At 50.6% G+C, this 15104-nt stretch carries 13 protein-coding genes and 1 tRNA gene; 6 read left to right on the top strand and 8 right to left on the bottom strand.

Going from position 1 to position 15104, the window contains the following annotated elements; translation table 11 throughout:
* Positions 1–23 precede the first annotated feature (23 nt).
* Both xerA and McpAg1_RS04160 read right to left on the bottom strand, forming a co-directional pair.
* Positions 24–941 (bottom strand): site-specific tyrosine recombinase/integron integrase, encoded by a 918-nt coding sequence (xerA, locus tag McpAg1_RS04155; protein ID WP_338094033.1) that lies wholly within the window; start codon positions 939–941, stop codon positions 24–26.
* A gap of 1154 nt (positions 942–2095) precedes the next feature.
* The gene (locus McpAg1_RS04160) at positions 2096–2272 is read right to left on the bottom strand and encodes a hypothetical protein (protein ID WP_338094034.1); all 177 of its coding nucleotides are present in this window, start codon (positions 2270–2272) and stop codon (positions 2096–2098) included.
* Positions 2273–2330: 58 nt separating this feature from the next.
* On the opposite strand from McpAg1_RS04160, the gene McpAg1_RS04165 reads away from it, so the two are divergent.
* From McpAg1_RS04165 to McpAg1_RS04175, 3 genes are all read left to right on the top strand, one after another.
* Positions 2331–2915, top strand: coding sequence for a DUF5806 family protein (locus tag McpAg1_RS04165; RefSeq protein ID WP_338094035.1), 585 nt, complete (start codon positions 2331–2333; stop codon positions 2913–2915).
* A gap of 62 nt (positions 2916–2977) precedes the next feature.
* Positions 2978–4354: a phosphoglucosamine mutase gene (gene glmM / locus McpAg1_RS04170; RefSeq protein WP_338094036.1), complete on the top strand. Its 1377-nt coding sequence runs from the start codon at positions 2978–2980 to the stop codon at positions 4352–4354.
* A gap of 103 nt (positions 4355–4457) precedes the next feature.
* Positions 4458–5258 (top strand): hypothetical protein, encoded by an 801-nt coding sequence (locus McpAg1_RS04175; protein ID WP_338094037.1) that lies wholly within the window; start codon positions 4458–4460, stop codon positions 5256–5258.
* 131 nt (positions 5259–5389) lie between these two features.
* On the opposite strand, the gene McpAg1_RS04180 is transcribed toward McpAg1_RS04175, so the two are convergent.
* From McpAg1_RS04180 to McpAg1_RS04190, 3 genes are all read right to left on the bottom strand, one after another.
* Positions 5390–5567 (bottom strand) — tRNA-Trp (locus McpAg1_RS04180).
* A 52-nt stretch (positions 5568–5619) separates the two neighbouring features.
* The gene (locus McpAg1_RS04185; protein ID WP_338094038.1) at positions 5620–6141 is read right to left on the bottom strand and encodes a pentapeptide repeat-containing protein; all 522 of its coding nucleotides are present in this window, start codon (positions 6139–6141) and stop codon (positions 5620–5622) included.
* Positions 6138–6389 carry a hypothetical protein gene (locus McpAg1_RS04190; protein ID WP_338094039.1) on the bottom strand — a complete coding sequence of 84 codons (252 nt, stop codon included), beginning with the start codon at positions 6387–6389 and terminating at the stop codon, positions 6138–6140. Before McpAg1_RS04190 ends, McpAg1_RS04185 begins: the two co-directional genes overlap by 4 nt.
* A 743-nt stretch (positions 6390–7132) precedes the next feature.
* Here McpAg1_RS04190 and McpAg1_RS04195 point away from each other — a divergent pair.
* The 3 genes from McpAg1_RS04195 (at position 7133) to McpAg1_RS04205 (ending at position 11264) form a co-directional block, all read left to right on the top strand.
* The gene (locus McpAg1_RS04195; RefSeq protein ID WP_338094040.1) at positions 7133–7933 is read left to right on the top strand and encodes a sulfide/dihydroorotate dehydrogenase-like FAD/NAD-binding protein; all 801 of its coding nucleotides are present in this window, start codon (positions 7133–7135) and stop codon (positions 7931–7933) included.
* The gene (gene gltA / locus McpAg1_RS04200) at positions 7934–9289 is read left to right on the top strand and encodes an NADPH-dependent glutamate synthase (protein WP_338094041.1); all 1356 of its coding nucleotides are present in this window, start codon (positions 7934–7936) and stop codon (positions 9287–9289) included.
* 574 nt (positions 9290–9863) lie between these two features.
* Entirely contained in the window at positions 9864–11264 is a 1401-nt protein-coding gene (locus McpAg1_RS04205; protein ID WP_338094042.1) for an ATP-binding protein, read from the top strand.
* Here the strand turns inward: McpAg1_RS04205 and McpAg1_RS04210 are convergent, their stop codons facing one another.
* From McpAg1_RS04210 to McpAg1_RS04220, 3 genes are all read right to left on the bottom strand, one after another.
* Positions 11265–11687: an Hsp20/alpha crystallin family protein gene (locus tag McpAg1_RS04210; protein ID WP_338094043.1), complete on the bottom strand. Its 423-nt coding sequence runs from the start codon at positions 11685–11687 to the stop codon at positions 11265–11267. It abuts the gene before it with no gap.
* Positions 11688–11735: 48 nt separating this feature from the next.
* Positions 11736–14186 (bottom strand): CDC48 family AAA ATPase, encoded by a 2451-nt coding sequence (locus McpAg1_RS04215; RefSeq protein ID WP_338094044.1) that lies wholly within the window; start codon positions 14184–14186, stop codon positions 11736–11738.
* Positions 14187–14284: 98 nt separating this feature from the next.
* Positions 14285–14881: a 5-formyltetrahydrofolate cyclo-ligase gene (locus McpAg1_RS04220; RefSeq protein ID WP_338094045.1), complete on the bottom strand. Its 597-nt coding sequence runs from the start codon at positions 14879–14881 to the stop codon at positions 14285–14287.
* Positions 14882–15104 lie beyond the last annotated feature (223 nt).

Below are 15104 nucleotides of genomic sequence, written 5' to 3' on the forward strand. Positions count from 1 at the left end.
ACTTCGATTGAAAAAGTGGAGGGTTACTCTCCACCCGAGGCGAGTGGGAAGTAGTTCTGGTATGCTTTTCTGCGTTCGTCAAGGTCGGTGTGGATGTATATTTCGGTGGTCTGAATGGAGTTGTGGCCGAGGTTTTCCTGAACGACACGGAGGTTATGAGATCGTTTGTAGAGTTCGCTGGCGTAACTGTGCCGGATTTTGTGCGGCGTTATGCCTGCGGGAGCGTAGAGGTTGAAGATGTGCTGAACGGTGCGGGGAGAGATTGCAGCCCCGCGGTTGCCGAGAAATACCGGGCCTTCGATTCTTTCGCCCAGATGTTCTCTGATCATTGCAAGGGTGTCAGGGTCGCAGAAGACGATTCTGATTTTGCCGCCCTTACCTCTGACGCGGATGGTCTGTTCGTCGAAGTTGATGTGTTCGGCACGAAGGCCGCAAAGTTCGGAGACACGCATGCCGGTTGCGTAGATGGTTCTGATTAAGAGTGCGTCGCGGGGATTTTCAAGGGAGGCGATGAAGGTCATGACTTCTTTATGCCGGAGATATTTGAGTTCGCGGTCTTTGATTTTGGGCCGTTCGACGCGATCCATGGGGTTTGCGTCAACGATGTTCTGGGAGATTAAGTGACGGTAGAAGGAGCTGAGGGCTGAGTCGTACTGGTGCAGGCTTGCCGGGCTGAGGTGGCGTTCGTTGCGGATGATGGTGAAAAAGTCGCTGATTTCGTAGGCGTCAGCGTCGATGTCAGCACCCATGCCGCTGTTCAAAAGTGCGGCGAGGTTTTCCGGGATTTCTCCGTCATGGTCGAGGAGGTAGGTTTTGTAACGGGCGAAGAGTTTGAGGACGCGACCGTAGGCTTCTATGGTATTCTCAGAGTAGTTTTTGGTTTCGATGCTGCTGAGGTAACGAGGTATCCAGATGCTGAAGGTTCGTTTTGGCGGGGCCATGATGCACTCAATCAGGTATTTGGTCTGTATGCAGATAATGTTTGCGCATAATAGACATTATGCGCAATATTTCAGGGGTTTTTGAGGGTTTGAAACGACGACAAATTGGACGTTAAATGAAGAATTGGTCGTTTTTATTGGGTTTTTGGATTTTCGTTTCCGAGGTGATTTCAGTGCCCGGAAAATATTCTGATGAGATCCTGCTGAGATGAAAAAACAGGGTTTTGAGGCTGACGTGATCAGATATGATGAATCACCTTGGCAGGAGAGTGAAGTGGGCTTGAATGCCGTTTATGAAGGCTGGATTTTTCGGGTGCCGGGGAAAAATTCGTATAGGTTTCTTCGATGACGGATATTGTGATGTTGAAGATAAAAAAATCTTGAGAGAGAAAATTGCTGTTGGGTAATTGGGTGCGGCGAAAATCATCAGAGCCGTGAAACTATTTCGTCATAATTTTTTCTGAGAGATACTGCGATTGAGGGCAGGTGGTAGAATGAAGATCTGATATGCCGAAATGAGATAGAAGTTACGCGGTGTGATTCAGGTACATGCGGTTGTGTGAAGTAAACACGAATTACACGAATCGCATGCCACTTCGCGGCCTGCTGGACTCTCACAAAAAGATTTAGTCCGTTATTTTTCTGAAAAATGTAAATGGGTTAGTGGTGAGTTGGCATGATGAGAAAAAGAAACCGCAAATCCACGCAAATGCGGCACGGCGCAGACGTGCTCAGCTAAGCGAGCCCAAAGGGCTTGCCGCTCTCGCCCTTCGGGCTCCGCAAATCGCATTTGCGAACCGTCGCTCTCCTTCCCGCCCAGAGCTGGGCGGGTGGAGCACCTAATCGGTGACGCGACTGCAAATGCTGGACGGCGCCTGTCGGGCGCCGCCATGGGTTGAATGGATCGCATCTGAAGTGTGGGACAATCTGAAAGTTTTCAACTCAATGACATTTCACGCAGTTATACACCATGAATATTATCGATAAACAATAGGCGGCGCCCGACAGGCGCCGTCCAGCGTTTGCCGGAGCGGTTGCGATAGCAACGAGCCCGCCGGAATCCGGCGGGATGAGAGCGACGAAATAGCAAACGCGATTTGCGGAGCGAGCATCAGCGAGCGAGATTTGCGTGGATTTGCGGTTTCTTTTTCTCATCATGCCAACTCACCACTGACCCACTTACTTTTTTCAGAAAAAAAACGGACTAAATCTTTTCCACAGCATCCCATATCACCTCCTAAAATATTCCAAAGAAACCAAAAACAAAAAACATCATCCACCAGACCAACCTCACCCGCACATGAAATAAACCACATGATGCTATACAACATTTTCGCACAAAAATAACTCCCAAACCCTCAATACCAATCAACTCCCAATACACTCACAATGGACTCTGACCCGTACCCGACTATCCCTGATGAAGAAGACCGGACAGAAGAGATCAACAAATATCAGAAATTCAAAAAAGTTGACGGAGCCACCTACCGCAAAGTCAACGTATTCCTTCGCAAACGCACCTACATCACCGCACGCGAATGGGCAATCGCCCGCCTCTGCTCAGACTTCAAAACACCCTACGGCGCAGAAATGACCTTCATCGGCCAGCACCTCCCCGAACTCGTCCCCTTCATGGAGGAACCCTACAGCCCGCAGGCAGTCAACCAGGCAAGAAACGCATTCAAACGAAAGGTACGAAAATCCGGAGCAACCTTCTTCTATGGAGCCATGTGCGGATTCTTCACCCTCGACGAACTCGACGACATCCTCTTTGAATCCAGCGAGATCGCCAGATTCCTGCTCGAGATCGAAGGAACCTCACTCTCCATCGACGACGAACTCGACATCGAAGACAAAATCACCGAGATCATGCGAAAACTCGGTGAGTCTGCAAACGTCCTCCTCAACAGCCGCAAAGGATCAACCGTCGACGAAGACGAAGACGATGATGATGACGACGACGATGAAGAATAACCCACTCTCTTTTCGACACGTATAATCTACACACCCGCCAATACTAATCCAAGGAAATTGGTATGGCACTCGCAAAACTCGAAAAACAGTACTTCGGCACTAACGGCGTCCGCGGCGTAACCGGAATCGACATGACCCCGACGCTCGCACTCGAAATCGCAGAAGCGTTTGGCACCATGCTTGGCCCCGGAAAAACCGTCGGCCTCGGCCGTGACACCCGCACCTCAGGACCTGCACTCGCCGCAGCAGTTCGGGCAGGCCTTCTCACCTGCGGCTGCAATGTCATCGACTTTGACATCGTCCCAACGCCTTGCCTCCAGTACCTCGTCCTCGACCACCACCTCGACGGAGGCGTCATGATAACAGCCTCCCACAACCCGCCCGAGTACAACGGCATCAAAATCGTCGAAGCTGACGGCACCGAGATGGGCGACGAGCGAACCATCCAGCTTGAACAGACCATGATTCACAAACAGTTCGTTGCCGCGCCCTGGAATAAACTCGGCTCACTCTCGGTCGAACCTGACGCACGTGAACTCTATATTAGTGCAATTGTCTCCCAGTTCCCCAAAGACTGCGGACGAGGCATCACCATTGCTGTTGATCCCGGAAACGGACCGGCAGGCGCAACCACTCCGGAAATTCTCCGAAGACTCGGCTGCACCGTTCACGTCATCAACGAACCCTTCGACGGAAACTTTCCGGGACGGCTGCCCGAACCAACCGCCGAAGGACTCAAGGAACTCTCAGAACTTGTGGTCAAAACAGGAGCCGCGTTTGGCGTCTCCCATGACGGAGACGCGGATCGCGCCATCTTCGTTGATGAACACGGCGTCTTCATGGACGGAAACATCACGTTCGGTCTTGTTGCCTCCTACTTCTGCCGAAAAAATCCAGGGGGCGTTGTCGTCACTCCGGTCAGCACCTCAGGCGTCGTCGAAGCAGTCGCAAAAACCTGCGGCTGTAGTACCAGCTATACGGTTGTCGGCAGCATTTACGCAGCGCGTACCATGCGTGCACTCATCGAAGAGGGACAGCCGGTCATCATCGGCGGCGAAGGAAACGGCGGTATCATCTATCCGAACCATCAGTTCTGTCGTGATGGCGCAATGACTGCGGCAACGATGCTTGACCTTGTTGCCGAACGAAAACAGCCGCTCTCATCACTCATCACAGAGCTGCCGGTCTTCACGATGTATCAGGAGAAAAGAAAAACCAAACGTGCCGCAGAGATAACTGAACACATGAAAAAATACTTCGCAAACTGTCCGATTGACTCACGCGACGGCATCCGCATTACCCGCGGCGGCGCATGGGCATTGATTCGTCCGTCAGGAACCGAACCACTCGTTCGCGTCTATACCGAGTCCAAAGATCCTGTGGAAGCAAAGCAGCTCATGGATGAAATACTTGGAGAGATCTCCGGTTATCTCGAATAACTTTTTTTTTCAATCAGAGAGGAGTTCATTTCTGTGAACGGTTCGGAATACTCATGCAGCGCTAACAATACTACTAATACCAAAAAACGCAAAAGAGATAGCTATGAAGATTATGGGATGTTCTGACAGAACTGTCAGACTCACCGCAGTGCTTGTCCTCCTCTGTGTCGCATTCTGTATGAGTGCAGGATGCATCGGCGTGGCAAACCCGACGCCCAATCAGGCCATGGTCCGGGAAAATCTCATATTTATGGACCCTGACTATGTGGACGCGGAGTTTATCTGGAGTCTCCTGCTGAGTCCGAATGCATATGATGCGGAACTTGTTGCTGCTGTTGACAAATATATGCCGATAGAAAATCCGGTGATTGAGCTGGGTGCAGGAGTTGGTGTTCTGTCAACGTACGTGAATGATCGTCTGATACTGCCGGTAAACCAGATCTCGGTAGAGCCGAACCCGTATCTGCAACCATCTCTGAGCCAGACCAGAGATGCCAACATGGCAGGGTTTACGATTGTGCCAAAAGCGGTTGCGTATGGTTCGCAGAATGTAACCTTCGCGGTAGGTTCCAATATTGTCAAAAACCGGATTACGGACAACTCGATCTTTGTGGAGACGGTGACTGTTCCCACAACGACAGTTCAGCAGCTGGCATCCGATGCAAGGTTCTCAAATAACATCACCCTTATCATGAATATTGTTGGATACGAACATGATGTTGGACAACGAGAGCCGGAGTTCCTGAAAAATAATGTTTCAACGATTATTTCTGCTGTGTATACGGTAGGGAAAAATACTCCTGATACGTTTTCCGAGCGGATGAAGTATCTTGGTTTCACGGAAATGAGCAGGGCAAATGATGAGGTGGGCGGCTATACGGCGATGACATTCCAGAAGCTATAATATTTTTTTTATTCGCGTTTCGAAATATTCGTTACCGCGTAATTTCTATCTAAGTTATTTTCAGCAGAAATTTTTTTCAGAAAATATTTTGAATCGAAAACATTTTTTTTCAAAAGAGTTTTTTCAAAACGTGGGGTCGGTGAGATTTGAACTCACGATCGACGGGTCTCTCCGACAAGCGAACATGTGGAGAACAAATTTTGCATCAGTGCTCCAACGGGTCATCATCTATCAATCAGTAGACCCGATAGTTCATCATACGCTAAGACCGCTGGAGCCCATCGCCATTCCGGACTAGGCCACGACCCCCATCGTTTGCGTAATTAATGTCTATGTCTACTCATTTAAGGATTACTATTTTTCAAGAAAAGACAGCGCCGAAACGATCAGCACCGGAAAAGTCCGCGCCCTCGCATTCGGCAAGCCTCGCATACATACCAGAGAGATCAGCATTACGAAAATCCGCATCCGCAAAAACCGCACGCTGGGCATAACAGCGGCGAAGGTTTGCGGAGGTAAAATCTGCTCCGGTAAAGTCGCCGCCCGACAGATTTGCCAGAGAGAGATCTGCTTCATGGAAAACCGCAAACGCCGCAAAAACTCCTGACATATCTGCGGAAGAAAGATCTGCGCCGGAAAAGTTCGCTTCATCAAGTGAAGTACCGCAAAGATCAGCTCCCGCAAGAGAGGCCCCCGCAAAAACTGCCGCAGTCAGATCAAAGTTTCTGAGGCATGCGCCGGAAAGATCTGCACCGGTAAAGTCCTGACCAAGCAGGATCATGATTCCCTCATCAGACTCGCGAAGATATTTTGTGTACCAGCTGTTCCACTCAGTGTAGTCATTGTTTTCGACTGCCTGAAAGAAAAGCTGGTGTGCGTTCAACGAAGTCCACCACCGAAGATGACCGCACAAAGAAACACGGCAGCAAGGATGATGAAGATGAGAAGAAAAAGAATGTCATGCTTTCCGTCTCTGGCATCTTCAGGAAGAGGAGGAGTCCGTACTTTTTCCTCATGCTGCTCGATGTAAGGATGGTCCAGTTCAAGTTGTTCAAACTCCGCATGCTCTTCTTGCGTAAAGTCAGGATCAAGTTCGAGCCCTGCAGAAGTATCAGGATGGGGACGATTCAAAGTACTGAATATGTGCGAGCCAACAGGTCTAAAAGGTTTGGCAGAGGGATAATTTCGGAACATCCGAAACTTCCGAAACAGTTTTGGGAGAGATATTTGGCGACCTAAGCGTCAAGTATAGTATGGAGTTTTACACTCCATGCCATGTATGATCAAGTGAACAAATTCCCTTCACGGGACTACAAGGAGGATACCATTGACCTGGATTCGCTAACAGTTGATAAACCAGCCACTATTCGGATATAACCTCATCCTGCAGTTGCAGGTTACTACGAATGTCCATTCCTATACAATAGTATCTCGGTGAAGGCTGAGAGCTAATTTCTTTTCTCTTGCGGTTTCGCGTTTTTATGTATTGCTCCGCCCACGGAAAAACGGAGTACACGGAAATTTCACGGAAAAAATATCACGGAGCAGACGTGAACATCACGGAAATATTTCTGATACCTCGTATCAAATACTCCCACTACGAAAAAATTGTTTTCAAATTCTGTGATGTTCACGTCTGCTCCGTGATGTTTTTTTTCAGTGTAATTCCGTGTGTTCTGTTTTTCCGTGGGCGACTCAGAGATTCAGAAGCCAGAACACCCAAAAACCCATGGACAAGAGAGACTCAGAATCAGTCACAGAATTAAAGTTGTCCAAGAACCAATAAGTACCCGTATATTCTCAAGCCAGTAGCGGAGTGAACAAATTTGTACGAGATAGTGAAAGCACACCCCTTGTCCGAGGCGGTTTTTGAAATGTGGATTCGTGCACCGCAGGTTGCACGCAATGCACAGGCAGGACAGTTTTGTATCATTCACCCCGACAAAGCAGGCGAACGCGTGCCCCTGACAATCTCAGGAACCGACGGCGACTTAATCCGTCTCTCGTTCATGGCAGTTGGCACGACAACAAAACTGCTTGCATCCCTTTCTGCGGGCGACTGCCTGCGTGACGTGGTAGGTCCCCTTGGCATGCCAAGCGATATTGCACAAGGTCCTGAGACCGTAGTCGTTGTTGGCGGCGGCGTTGGCGTTGCCTGTACGCCGATTATTGCCCAGGCAGCAAAAGATGCCGGCAACCATGTCATCGGCATTATCGGTGCAAGAAACAAGAGTCTGTTAATTCTTGAGGATGAGATGCGGGCAATCTGCGACGAACTGTTCGTCACAACCGATGACGGATCGTATGGCATCAAAGGATTTGCAAGCGGCCCTCTTCAGACCCTATGCGAAAACGGAAGAAAAATCGACAAGGTCTGGATTATCGGCCCCGGCATGATGATGAAGGTAACAAGCGGCGTTACCAAACCGTTCGGCATCAAGACCTATGTTTCGCTGAATCCGGTTATGGTGGACGGCACAGGAATGTGTGGATCTTGCCGGGTTACCGTTGGCGGCAAGATGAAGTTTGCCTGTGTTGACGGCCCTGAGTTTGATGCCCATCAGGTTGACTGGGACGATCTTCTGGCACGTCAGCGGATGTATGTTCCTGAGGAGAAGCAGTCGGTCGAGTACCGCGAAGCACATCACGAGTGCAGATGCAGGAAGGTGGCGTAAATGGACAGAGATGCAAATCTTCGCGTAGCAGACTTCGCCGAAGTGGATCTCGGATTCACGGAGGCCGAGGTTATAGCAGAAGCCGCCCGGTGTATTCAGTGTAAAAAGCCGAAGTGTGTGGGCGGATGTCCGGTGGGAATTGACATTCCGGCATTTATTCGTGCATGCGAGATGGGTGAATTCCGCGAGGCTGCCAGAATCATCAAGAAGGACAATATGCTGCCTGCCATCTGCGGACGCGTGTGTCCGCAGGAAACCCAGTGTCAGGGCGAGTGTGTGCTCGGCAATAAGGATACGCCGATTTCGATCGGCCACCTCGAGCGGTTCGTCGCCGACTGGGAGCGGGCGAATGGTATTGAAACACCGGTCCGCCTTCCACCGACCGGCAAGCGTGTTGCGGTTGTGGGTTCAGGACCGGCCGGTCTTTCAGCAGCCGCGGAGCTTGCACGGTTCGGCCACTCGGTGACTTTGTTTGAGGCGCTGCATGAGGCCGGCGGAGTTTTGATGTATGGTATTCCGGCGTTTCGTCTGCCAAAGGATATCGTGCAGGCCGAGATTGATCAGGTGAAGAAGCTTGGTGCTGAGATCAAGACGAATCATGTTGTCGGCCGGAGTGTTCCTGTTGAGGAGCTGCTCGGCTACGATGCGGTTTTCCTTGGAACAGGAGCCGGGCTGCCGTACTTCATGAACCTCCCGGGAGAAAATCTCTGCGGCGTCTATTCGGCGAACGAGTTCCTGACACGGGTGAATCTGATGGGTGCTGCAAGTTTCCCGGCAAATGATACGCCGGTGAAGTTCGGGAAGCGGGTTGTGGTGATTGGCGGCGGAAATGTTGCTATGGACGCAGCCCGTGTTGCCCGAAGGATGGGAGCGGCAGTGACGCTGATGTACCGCCGCGGAGAAGCTGATATGCCGGCGAGACTGGATGAGGTCCGCCATGCGAAGGAGGAGGGCGTGGAGTTTATGTGCTGCACGAATCCTGTCCGGTTCGTGGAAGGCGAGAACCGATCGGTCAAAGGCGTTGAGGCGATCAGGATGGAACTCGGTAGTCCGGGAGATGACGGTCGTAGTTCGTTTGAACCGATTGAGGGAAGCAACTTTGTGGTGGAGGCGGATGTGGTGGTCGAGGCTATCGGTCAGGGACCAAATCCGCTGCTGCTGCGGATGCTGCCGGATCTTGCACGCAACCAGAATGGAAGTGTTGCGGTGAACTGTCTTGGCCAGACTTCGATTCCAACGGTTTACGCCGGAGGAGATGTTGCAACAGGAGCTGCAACGGTGATTCTTGCGATGGGTACGGCAAAGGATGCGGCCCGTGCGATTGATAAGATGCTGCGGAAAGTTCCCCAGTTCTGAAGAGTGCTGATAGGCATTCTCGGAAATTTTTTTTTGGCGGTGGCTTTGTTCGTAAATTTATTTTTTGGCAAACACTGTTCGGTATTGTTCGTTGCTCCGCCCACGGAAAATCTGAAAACACGGAGCTTCACGGAAAAAAAACATCACGGAGCAGACGTGAACAACACGGAAATGAATTGGTTTCGGATTCTGTGATGGCAGTGACGAAATAGGTCATCAACTGAATTCTTGCTGACGTCAGATGTCAGACTTCAGATGTCAGATATCACATCGGTTTTATGAAAAGATATAACTGGAAAATTTTTGCATCTCCTCTCTTCATCGAAGATGAGTGAGAGAGAATATCTCCTCTTGTGGTATAGTTATGACATTGAGTATATAAATAGAATCACTTTGTCTCGATTTTTGGCAAGGGAATTTTTTCGGGGATGATCTTTTTTTTCAAAAACATAGGTGATATCTGACATCTGATATCTGACGTCTGACGTCAGTGAGAAAGCACCACAGCCAAACATTATTATTCAAATAATGATAATCTAAATAATGATAATTCAAATAATCATTTTCAAAAGATATGAACTTCATTGGCAGAACACAGGAACTCGCAGCGCTTGAGGAAAACTACCAGAGAAACGCAGGTTTCGTTGTAATTTACGGTCGGAGACGTGTTGGAAAAACAACCCTCATCACCGAGTTTATCAAAAACAAATCCGCTCTCTACTACCTTGCAACCGAAGAGCGAGAGCCGCAGAACATGCAGAACTTCCAGCAGCAGCTTGCCGCATTCACAAACAAAGACTACCTGCGTGCGACTCCGATCACCGACTGGACAGCACTGCTCTCCCTCTTTGCCGAACACAACCCGGGCGAGAAAAAAATTCTCATCATCGACGAGTTCCAGTACCTCACCGAAATCAACCCGGCATTTCCCTCGATCCTTCAAAAAATCTGGGACGAAACACTCTCACGCCACAATATCATGGTTATCCTCTGCGGATCGTACATCAGCATGATGAAAACCCATGCTCTCTCATACGAAAGCCCGCTTTACGGAAGAAGGACAGCACAGATACGCCTGCAACCACTCACCTTCACCGAACTCGCCGCATACTATACCGACAAACCGTTCAGCGAACTCGTCACTCTCTACGCTATAACCGGCGGCGTTCCCAAATATCTGGAGTTCTTCGACAACGATGCAGACCTCTTCGAAAACATCAGCCGCCACATCCTCAACAAAAACGGCTACCTCTACGAAGAGCCGCTCTTCCTCCTCGAAAAAGAGGTGGACACCTCGATCACCTACTTCTCCATACTCAAAGCCATCGCCGCAGGAAAAACCCGGCTTTCCGAACTCGCCGCAGCTCTTGAGATGAAAACAACCACGCTTGTTCCTTACCTCACCACCTTAATCGACCTCCACCTCATCGAACGCCGCGTTCCGGTAACAGAACAGACACCCGAACACAGCAAGAAAGGCAGGTATCACATTCAGGACAGCTTCCTCAGGTTCTGGTTTCTGTTCGTTTCCCCAAACAAAAGCGAACTGGAGATTGGAAAAACCGATGTCGTTCTCGAACGCATCAAACCGCATTTCATCGACCGGTTCGCAAGTTTCGTCTATGAAGATGTCTGTCGAGAATTTTTCTGGGATTTATGTGCCAGCAAAAAAATTTCCTTCGAGCCCGCACGTGTCGGTTCCTTCTGGGGAAAAGGAGATATTGAGATCGATGTTGCGGCAGTGAACCGTTCAGAAAAAAAATTGTTCGCCGGAGAATGCAAATTTTATTCCGGCGAAAAAGTCGTTGACATGAGTGTCTATGCAGATCTACAAAAGAAATGCCGGACACAGGAGCTTGCCGGATATGAAATAGTCTACGGACTCTTTTCAGTCACCGGTTTTGATCAGCGGCTCAAAGAACTCGCAAAAAATAATCCTGATCTGTATCTTATCAACGAAAAAAAAGTGGAATGATTACTCTTCCATCTTCGGAAGAATTTTCTTGAAACAGACGATCTCAAGCACACCATTATGCAGATGCGTCTCGGTCAGCGCCGGATCGATTGGCGGCACCGGAATCACCGCCGAGTACTCCCGCCGCTCGCCTGCATTCAGCTGCAGTTTTCCATCCTGATACGCGATGAAGAAATCATCCGGACAGGCATGCGGCAGCTCGGTCTGAATAATAACCGTCCCTTCATCCTCAAACACCTCGATAGGAATCGTCTTTGGCTGAGGATTGATCGGGGCAAGATGAATCGTGCCCCCGTTCAACACAAACTTCACTCCCATGATCGGCGGGAGCTTCTCCTCGCCATCGCCCGAAACATGAGCAGTGATAATCTGATGGATAATATCCATCAGATCTTTGTAGGCATCATCCGGTGACTCTGGCATTCTCTTTCACATCCGAAAACCGGGGCTGGGGGGTGACCCCCACCAGCTTCAGTTTTCCATCTTCTTAAGTATCTCTTTGATTGCGCTAAAGTCTTTCTGATGACTCATCAGCAGCTTGTCCAGCTTTGCAGTCTGCTCCTTTACAGCCGCATCCTCATCATCAGCCTTGTACTCGGCCATCTTCAGCGCAGTTAACGCCTTGTCAAGCGTCGCACGCTCCTCCTCATTGAACCGGTACGGCCAGGAGTCGCGTTCCGCATTCCTGCGTCCTTCCTTATCCAGCGACGGACGCACGCGTTTCAGCGCCTCGTCAAAGTGGCGTTTATAGATCCTCACACTGCCGACCGCAAGCGAGATCTCCTGTGCCTCTCTGCCTGCCATCGCCTTCACGAACTCGCGGATGGCAACCATCTTTGCCTCGCGAACCAGAGCCTCAATGTCTGCTCCGACAAACCCGTCGGTTGCGGCAACCAGATCGTCCACATTCAGATCCTCGGCAAGCATCTCCTTCACACCCTTGAGGTAGACCTCAAGAATCTGCTTTCTCCCTTCCTCATCCGGCGGCGGCACAAAAATGTGCTGCTCAAGCCTTCCGGGACGGAGCAGCGCCGGATCGATCATATCCGGACGGTTGGTCGCACCGATCACGACCACGTTCTTCAGCTCCTCAAGTCCGTCAAGCTCAGTCAGGAACTGACTGACTACACTTTCGGTTACATGGGACGAACCCTCGTAGCTCCCTCGTTTGGGAACGATCGAGTCGATCTCATCAAAGAAGATGATCGACGGCGACGCAAGTCTGGCCTTGCGGAAGATCTCCCGTACGCCCTTCTCGGACTCGCCAACCCATTTCGACATCAGCTCAGGACCTTTCACCGCAATGAAGTTGCACTCGGACTCGTTCGCGACAGCTTTTGCCAGCAGCGTCTTACCGGTGCCGGGCGGTCCGAACATCAGGAATCCCTTCGGGGATTTGGTGGCAAACTGTTTGTAGACGTCCGCATACTTCAGCGGCCACTCGACCGCCTGCTGGAGCTCTTCCTTGACACCGTCAAGCCCGCCGACATCAGACCAGTGAATGTCCGGCACTTCGACAAGCACCTCACGCATTGCGGAAGGCTGGACCATTTTCAACGCGGACTCAAAGTCTTCGGCGGTGACCTTCAGACCTTCGAGCTTCTCCTTGGAGATGGTCTCGTCAGGATTCATGCCAGGGAACTCGCGGCGTAATGCATGCATTGCGGCCTCTTTGACGACGAGTGCGAGATCCGCTCCCACAAATCCGTGAGTGGTGTTCGCGTACTTGATCAGGTCAACGTTCTCTGCGAGCGGAACGTTTCTTGAATGGATCTGAAGAATCTCTTTTCTTCCTTCTTTGTCAGGCACGCCGATCTCAATCTCGCGGTCGAATCTTCCGCCGCGACGGAGAGCCGGATCGATTGAGTCCGGCAGGTTGGTTGCGGCAATCACGATGACTTTGCCGCGGCTCTTTAAGCCGTCCATCAAAGACAACAGCTGGGCGACGACACGCCGTTCCATCTCGCCTTTGGACTCCTCACGTTTGGGTGCGATGGAGTCGATCTCGTCGATGAAGATGATTGCTGGAGAGTTCTCTTCTGCTTTCTGGAAGATGTCACGGAGTTTTTCTTCGGAGTCTCCGTAATATTTTGACACGATTTCAGGACCTGAAATCGTGTCAAAGTAGGCACCTGCTTCGTTGGCGACTGCCCGGGCGATCAATGTCTTGCCGGTTCCGGGTGGACCGTAGAGGAGGACGCCTTTTGGCGGTTCGATGCCGAGCTTTTCAAAGACTTCGGGGTGTCTGAGCGGATACTCGATCATCTCGCGAACCTGGGAGAGTTCACGACCAAGTCCGCCGATGTCTTCGTAATGGATGTTGCCTGCGGATTTTCCTTTCGGGGCATCTTCGCCTTTGTAGACCGAGTCTTTGTAATGGACTGCGGTTTCGGATCCAATGATTGCGATGTCGCCCGGAGAGACGTCAGAGATGACGAATGCATAGTATTCGGTGCTGTAGCTGGAGAATCCTCCCCATCCTGAGAGGAACGGGTCTTCTCTCGTCTGCTGGGTTGCGAGCGGGATGGAGATTATCTGACCTTTGGCGATCGGTTTTCCGGCGTACTGGCCTTGGATGAACTGTTCCAGCTGGCGGCTGTCAAGTTTGATGCTCTGGGCTGCGGGCTGGATGGTGATTTTGGCGGCGGTCTGCGGTGCGGTCTTTTCCACCATGACGGTGTCGCCAATACCTGCTCCTGCCGCACGACGGGTGTCACCGTCAATGGCAATAGTGCCAGAGCCGCTCACTGAAGAACGCATGACTTTGGCGACGCCGGTTCTCTTGCCGGTGATTTTTACAAAGTCGCCGGAGTCAACGCCGAGTTTTGCCATGACGTCGTTGTTGATTCTTGCGTATCCGCGTCCAACGTCGCTGCTGTCTGCCTCCTGTACAATGAATGGAAGAGTAATTTTGTCAGTCATGAAATTGTCACCTGCATGTTATTGCTTACTATGCGTAAGCGTTAAGTCATATTTAAAGTATTCGTGCGGGCAAAGACATTGAGGCAGTAAAAAGAGATTTATAGAACCACATTACGCGAACGTTTCGGGCGCGCGGGATTGCAGGTGATAATTCCGTTTTCGGTGACAATCCAGTCCATTTTCCGGTCGTAGGGTTCTGCCGGAATCCGGTCAGCTTCCTGACAGGCATAGGCGAGACCGATGCGGGGGATGTCAGGATATGCGTCGAAGAATCTGTCATAGTATCCTGCACCGTATCCGATGCGGTTGCCGGAGCGGTCAAAACTGATCAGGGGCAGGAGGGCGATCTCGATTTTGTCGATGTCTGCCGGAATTTCTGCGGAGAGGGGTTCAGGCACCTGAAAAGTTCCCGGTTCAAGGTCTGCGACTGAGGTAAGGTAGGAGAGGCGGAGTGTTCGTGTTTCTGTCTGAATGATCGGAACGATAACAGTTTTTCCTTCGTCAAGAAGGCAGTTGATGATGACAAGCGATTCGACCTCAGGTTCTTTGGAGACATAAGCGAAGACTGTTTTATAGGGCTTGAGGAATTTTCTGAGATGCTCGGTGATGTAGTAGCTCTTTTCGCGGCGTTCTTCAAGCGTCAAAGCATCGCGAACGGATCTGAGGTGTTCCCGTATCTCTGCTTTGCTGGGCATAGTTGAGTTATCAGCGTGGGAATGGATAAACATTCGGGTTGTGTAGGTATTGCCCATTAATTCCTGCCTCCCACGGAAAAGCGGAAAACACAGAAATAAAAATATCACGGAGCAGACGTGAACATCACAGAAATGAATTATTTTCGAATTCCGTGTTGTTCACGTCTACTCCGTGATGTTTTTTTTTCGGTAAAGTTTCCGTGTGCTCCGTTTTTCCGTGGGC

This window comes from Methanorbis furvi (assembly GCF_032714615.1).
GTDB classification, from domain to species: Archaea; Halobacteriota; Methanomicrobia; order Methanomicrobiales; family Methanocorpusculaceae; genus Methanocorpusculum; species Methanocorpusculum furvi.

Excerpts from the sequence above, each read along its gene's own strand:
- xerA (WP_338094033.1), bottom strand. The coding sequence starts at position 941 with ATGGCCCCGCCAAAACGAACCTTCAGCATCTGGATACCTCGTTACCTC.
- McpAg1_RS04160 (WP_338094034.1), bottom strand. The coding sequence starts at position 2,272 with ATGTTGTATAGCATCATGTGGTTTATTTCATGTGCGGGTGAGGTTGGT.
- McpAg1_RS04165 (WP_338094035.1), top strand. The coding sequence starts at position 2,331 with ATGGACTCTGACCCGTACCCGACTATCCCTGATGAAGAAGACCGGACA.
- glmM (WP_338094036.1), top strand. The coding sequence starts at position 2,978 with ATGGCACTCGCAAAACTCGAAAAACAGTACTTCGGCACTAACGGCGTC.
- McpAg1_RS04175 (WP_338094037.1), top strand. The coding sequence starts at position 4,458 with ATGAAGATTATGGGATGTTCTGACAGAACTGTCAGACTCACCGCAGTG.
- McpAg1_RS04195 (WP_338094040.1), top strand. The coding sequence starts at position 7,133 with ATGTGGATTCGTGCACCGCAGGTTGCACGCAATGCACAGGCAGGACAG.
- gltA (WP_338094041.1), top strand. The coding sequence starts at position 7,934 with ATGGACAGAGATGCAAATCTTCGCGTAGCAGACTTCGCCGAAGTGGAT.
- McpAg1_RS04205 (WP_338094042.1), top strand. The coding sequence starts at position 9,864 with ATGAACTTCATTGGCAGAACACAGGAACTCGCAGCGCTTGAGGAAAAC.
- McpAg1_RS04210 (WP_338094043.1), bottom strand. The coding sequence starts at position 11,687 with ATGCCAGAGTCACCGGATGATGCCTACAAAGATCTGATGGATATTATC.
- McpAg1_RS04215 (WP_338094044.1), bottom strand. The coding sequence starts at position 14,186 with ATGACTGACAAAATTACTCTTCCATTCATTGTACAGGAGGCAGACAGC.
- McpAg1_RS04220 (WP_338094045.1), bottom strand. The coding sequence starts at position 14,881 with ATGCCCAGCAAAGCAGAGATACGGGAACACCTCAGATCCGTTCGCGAT.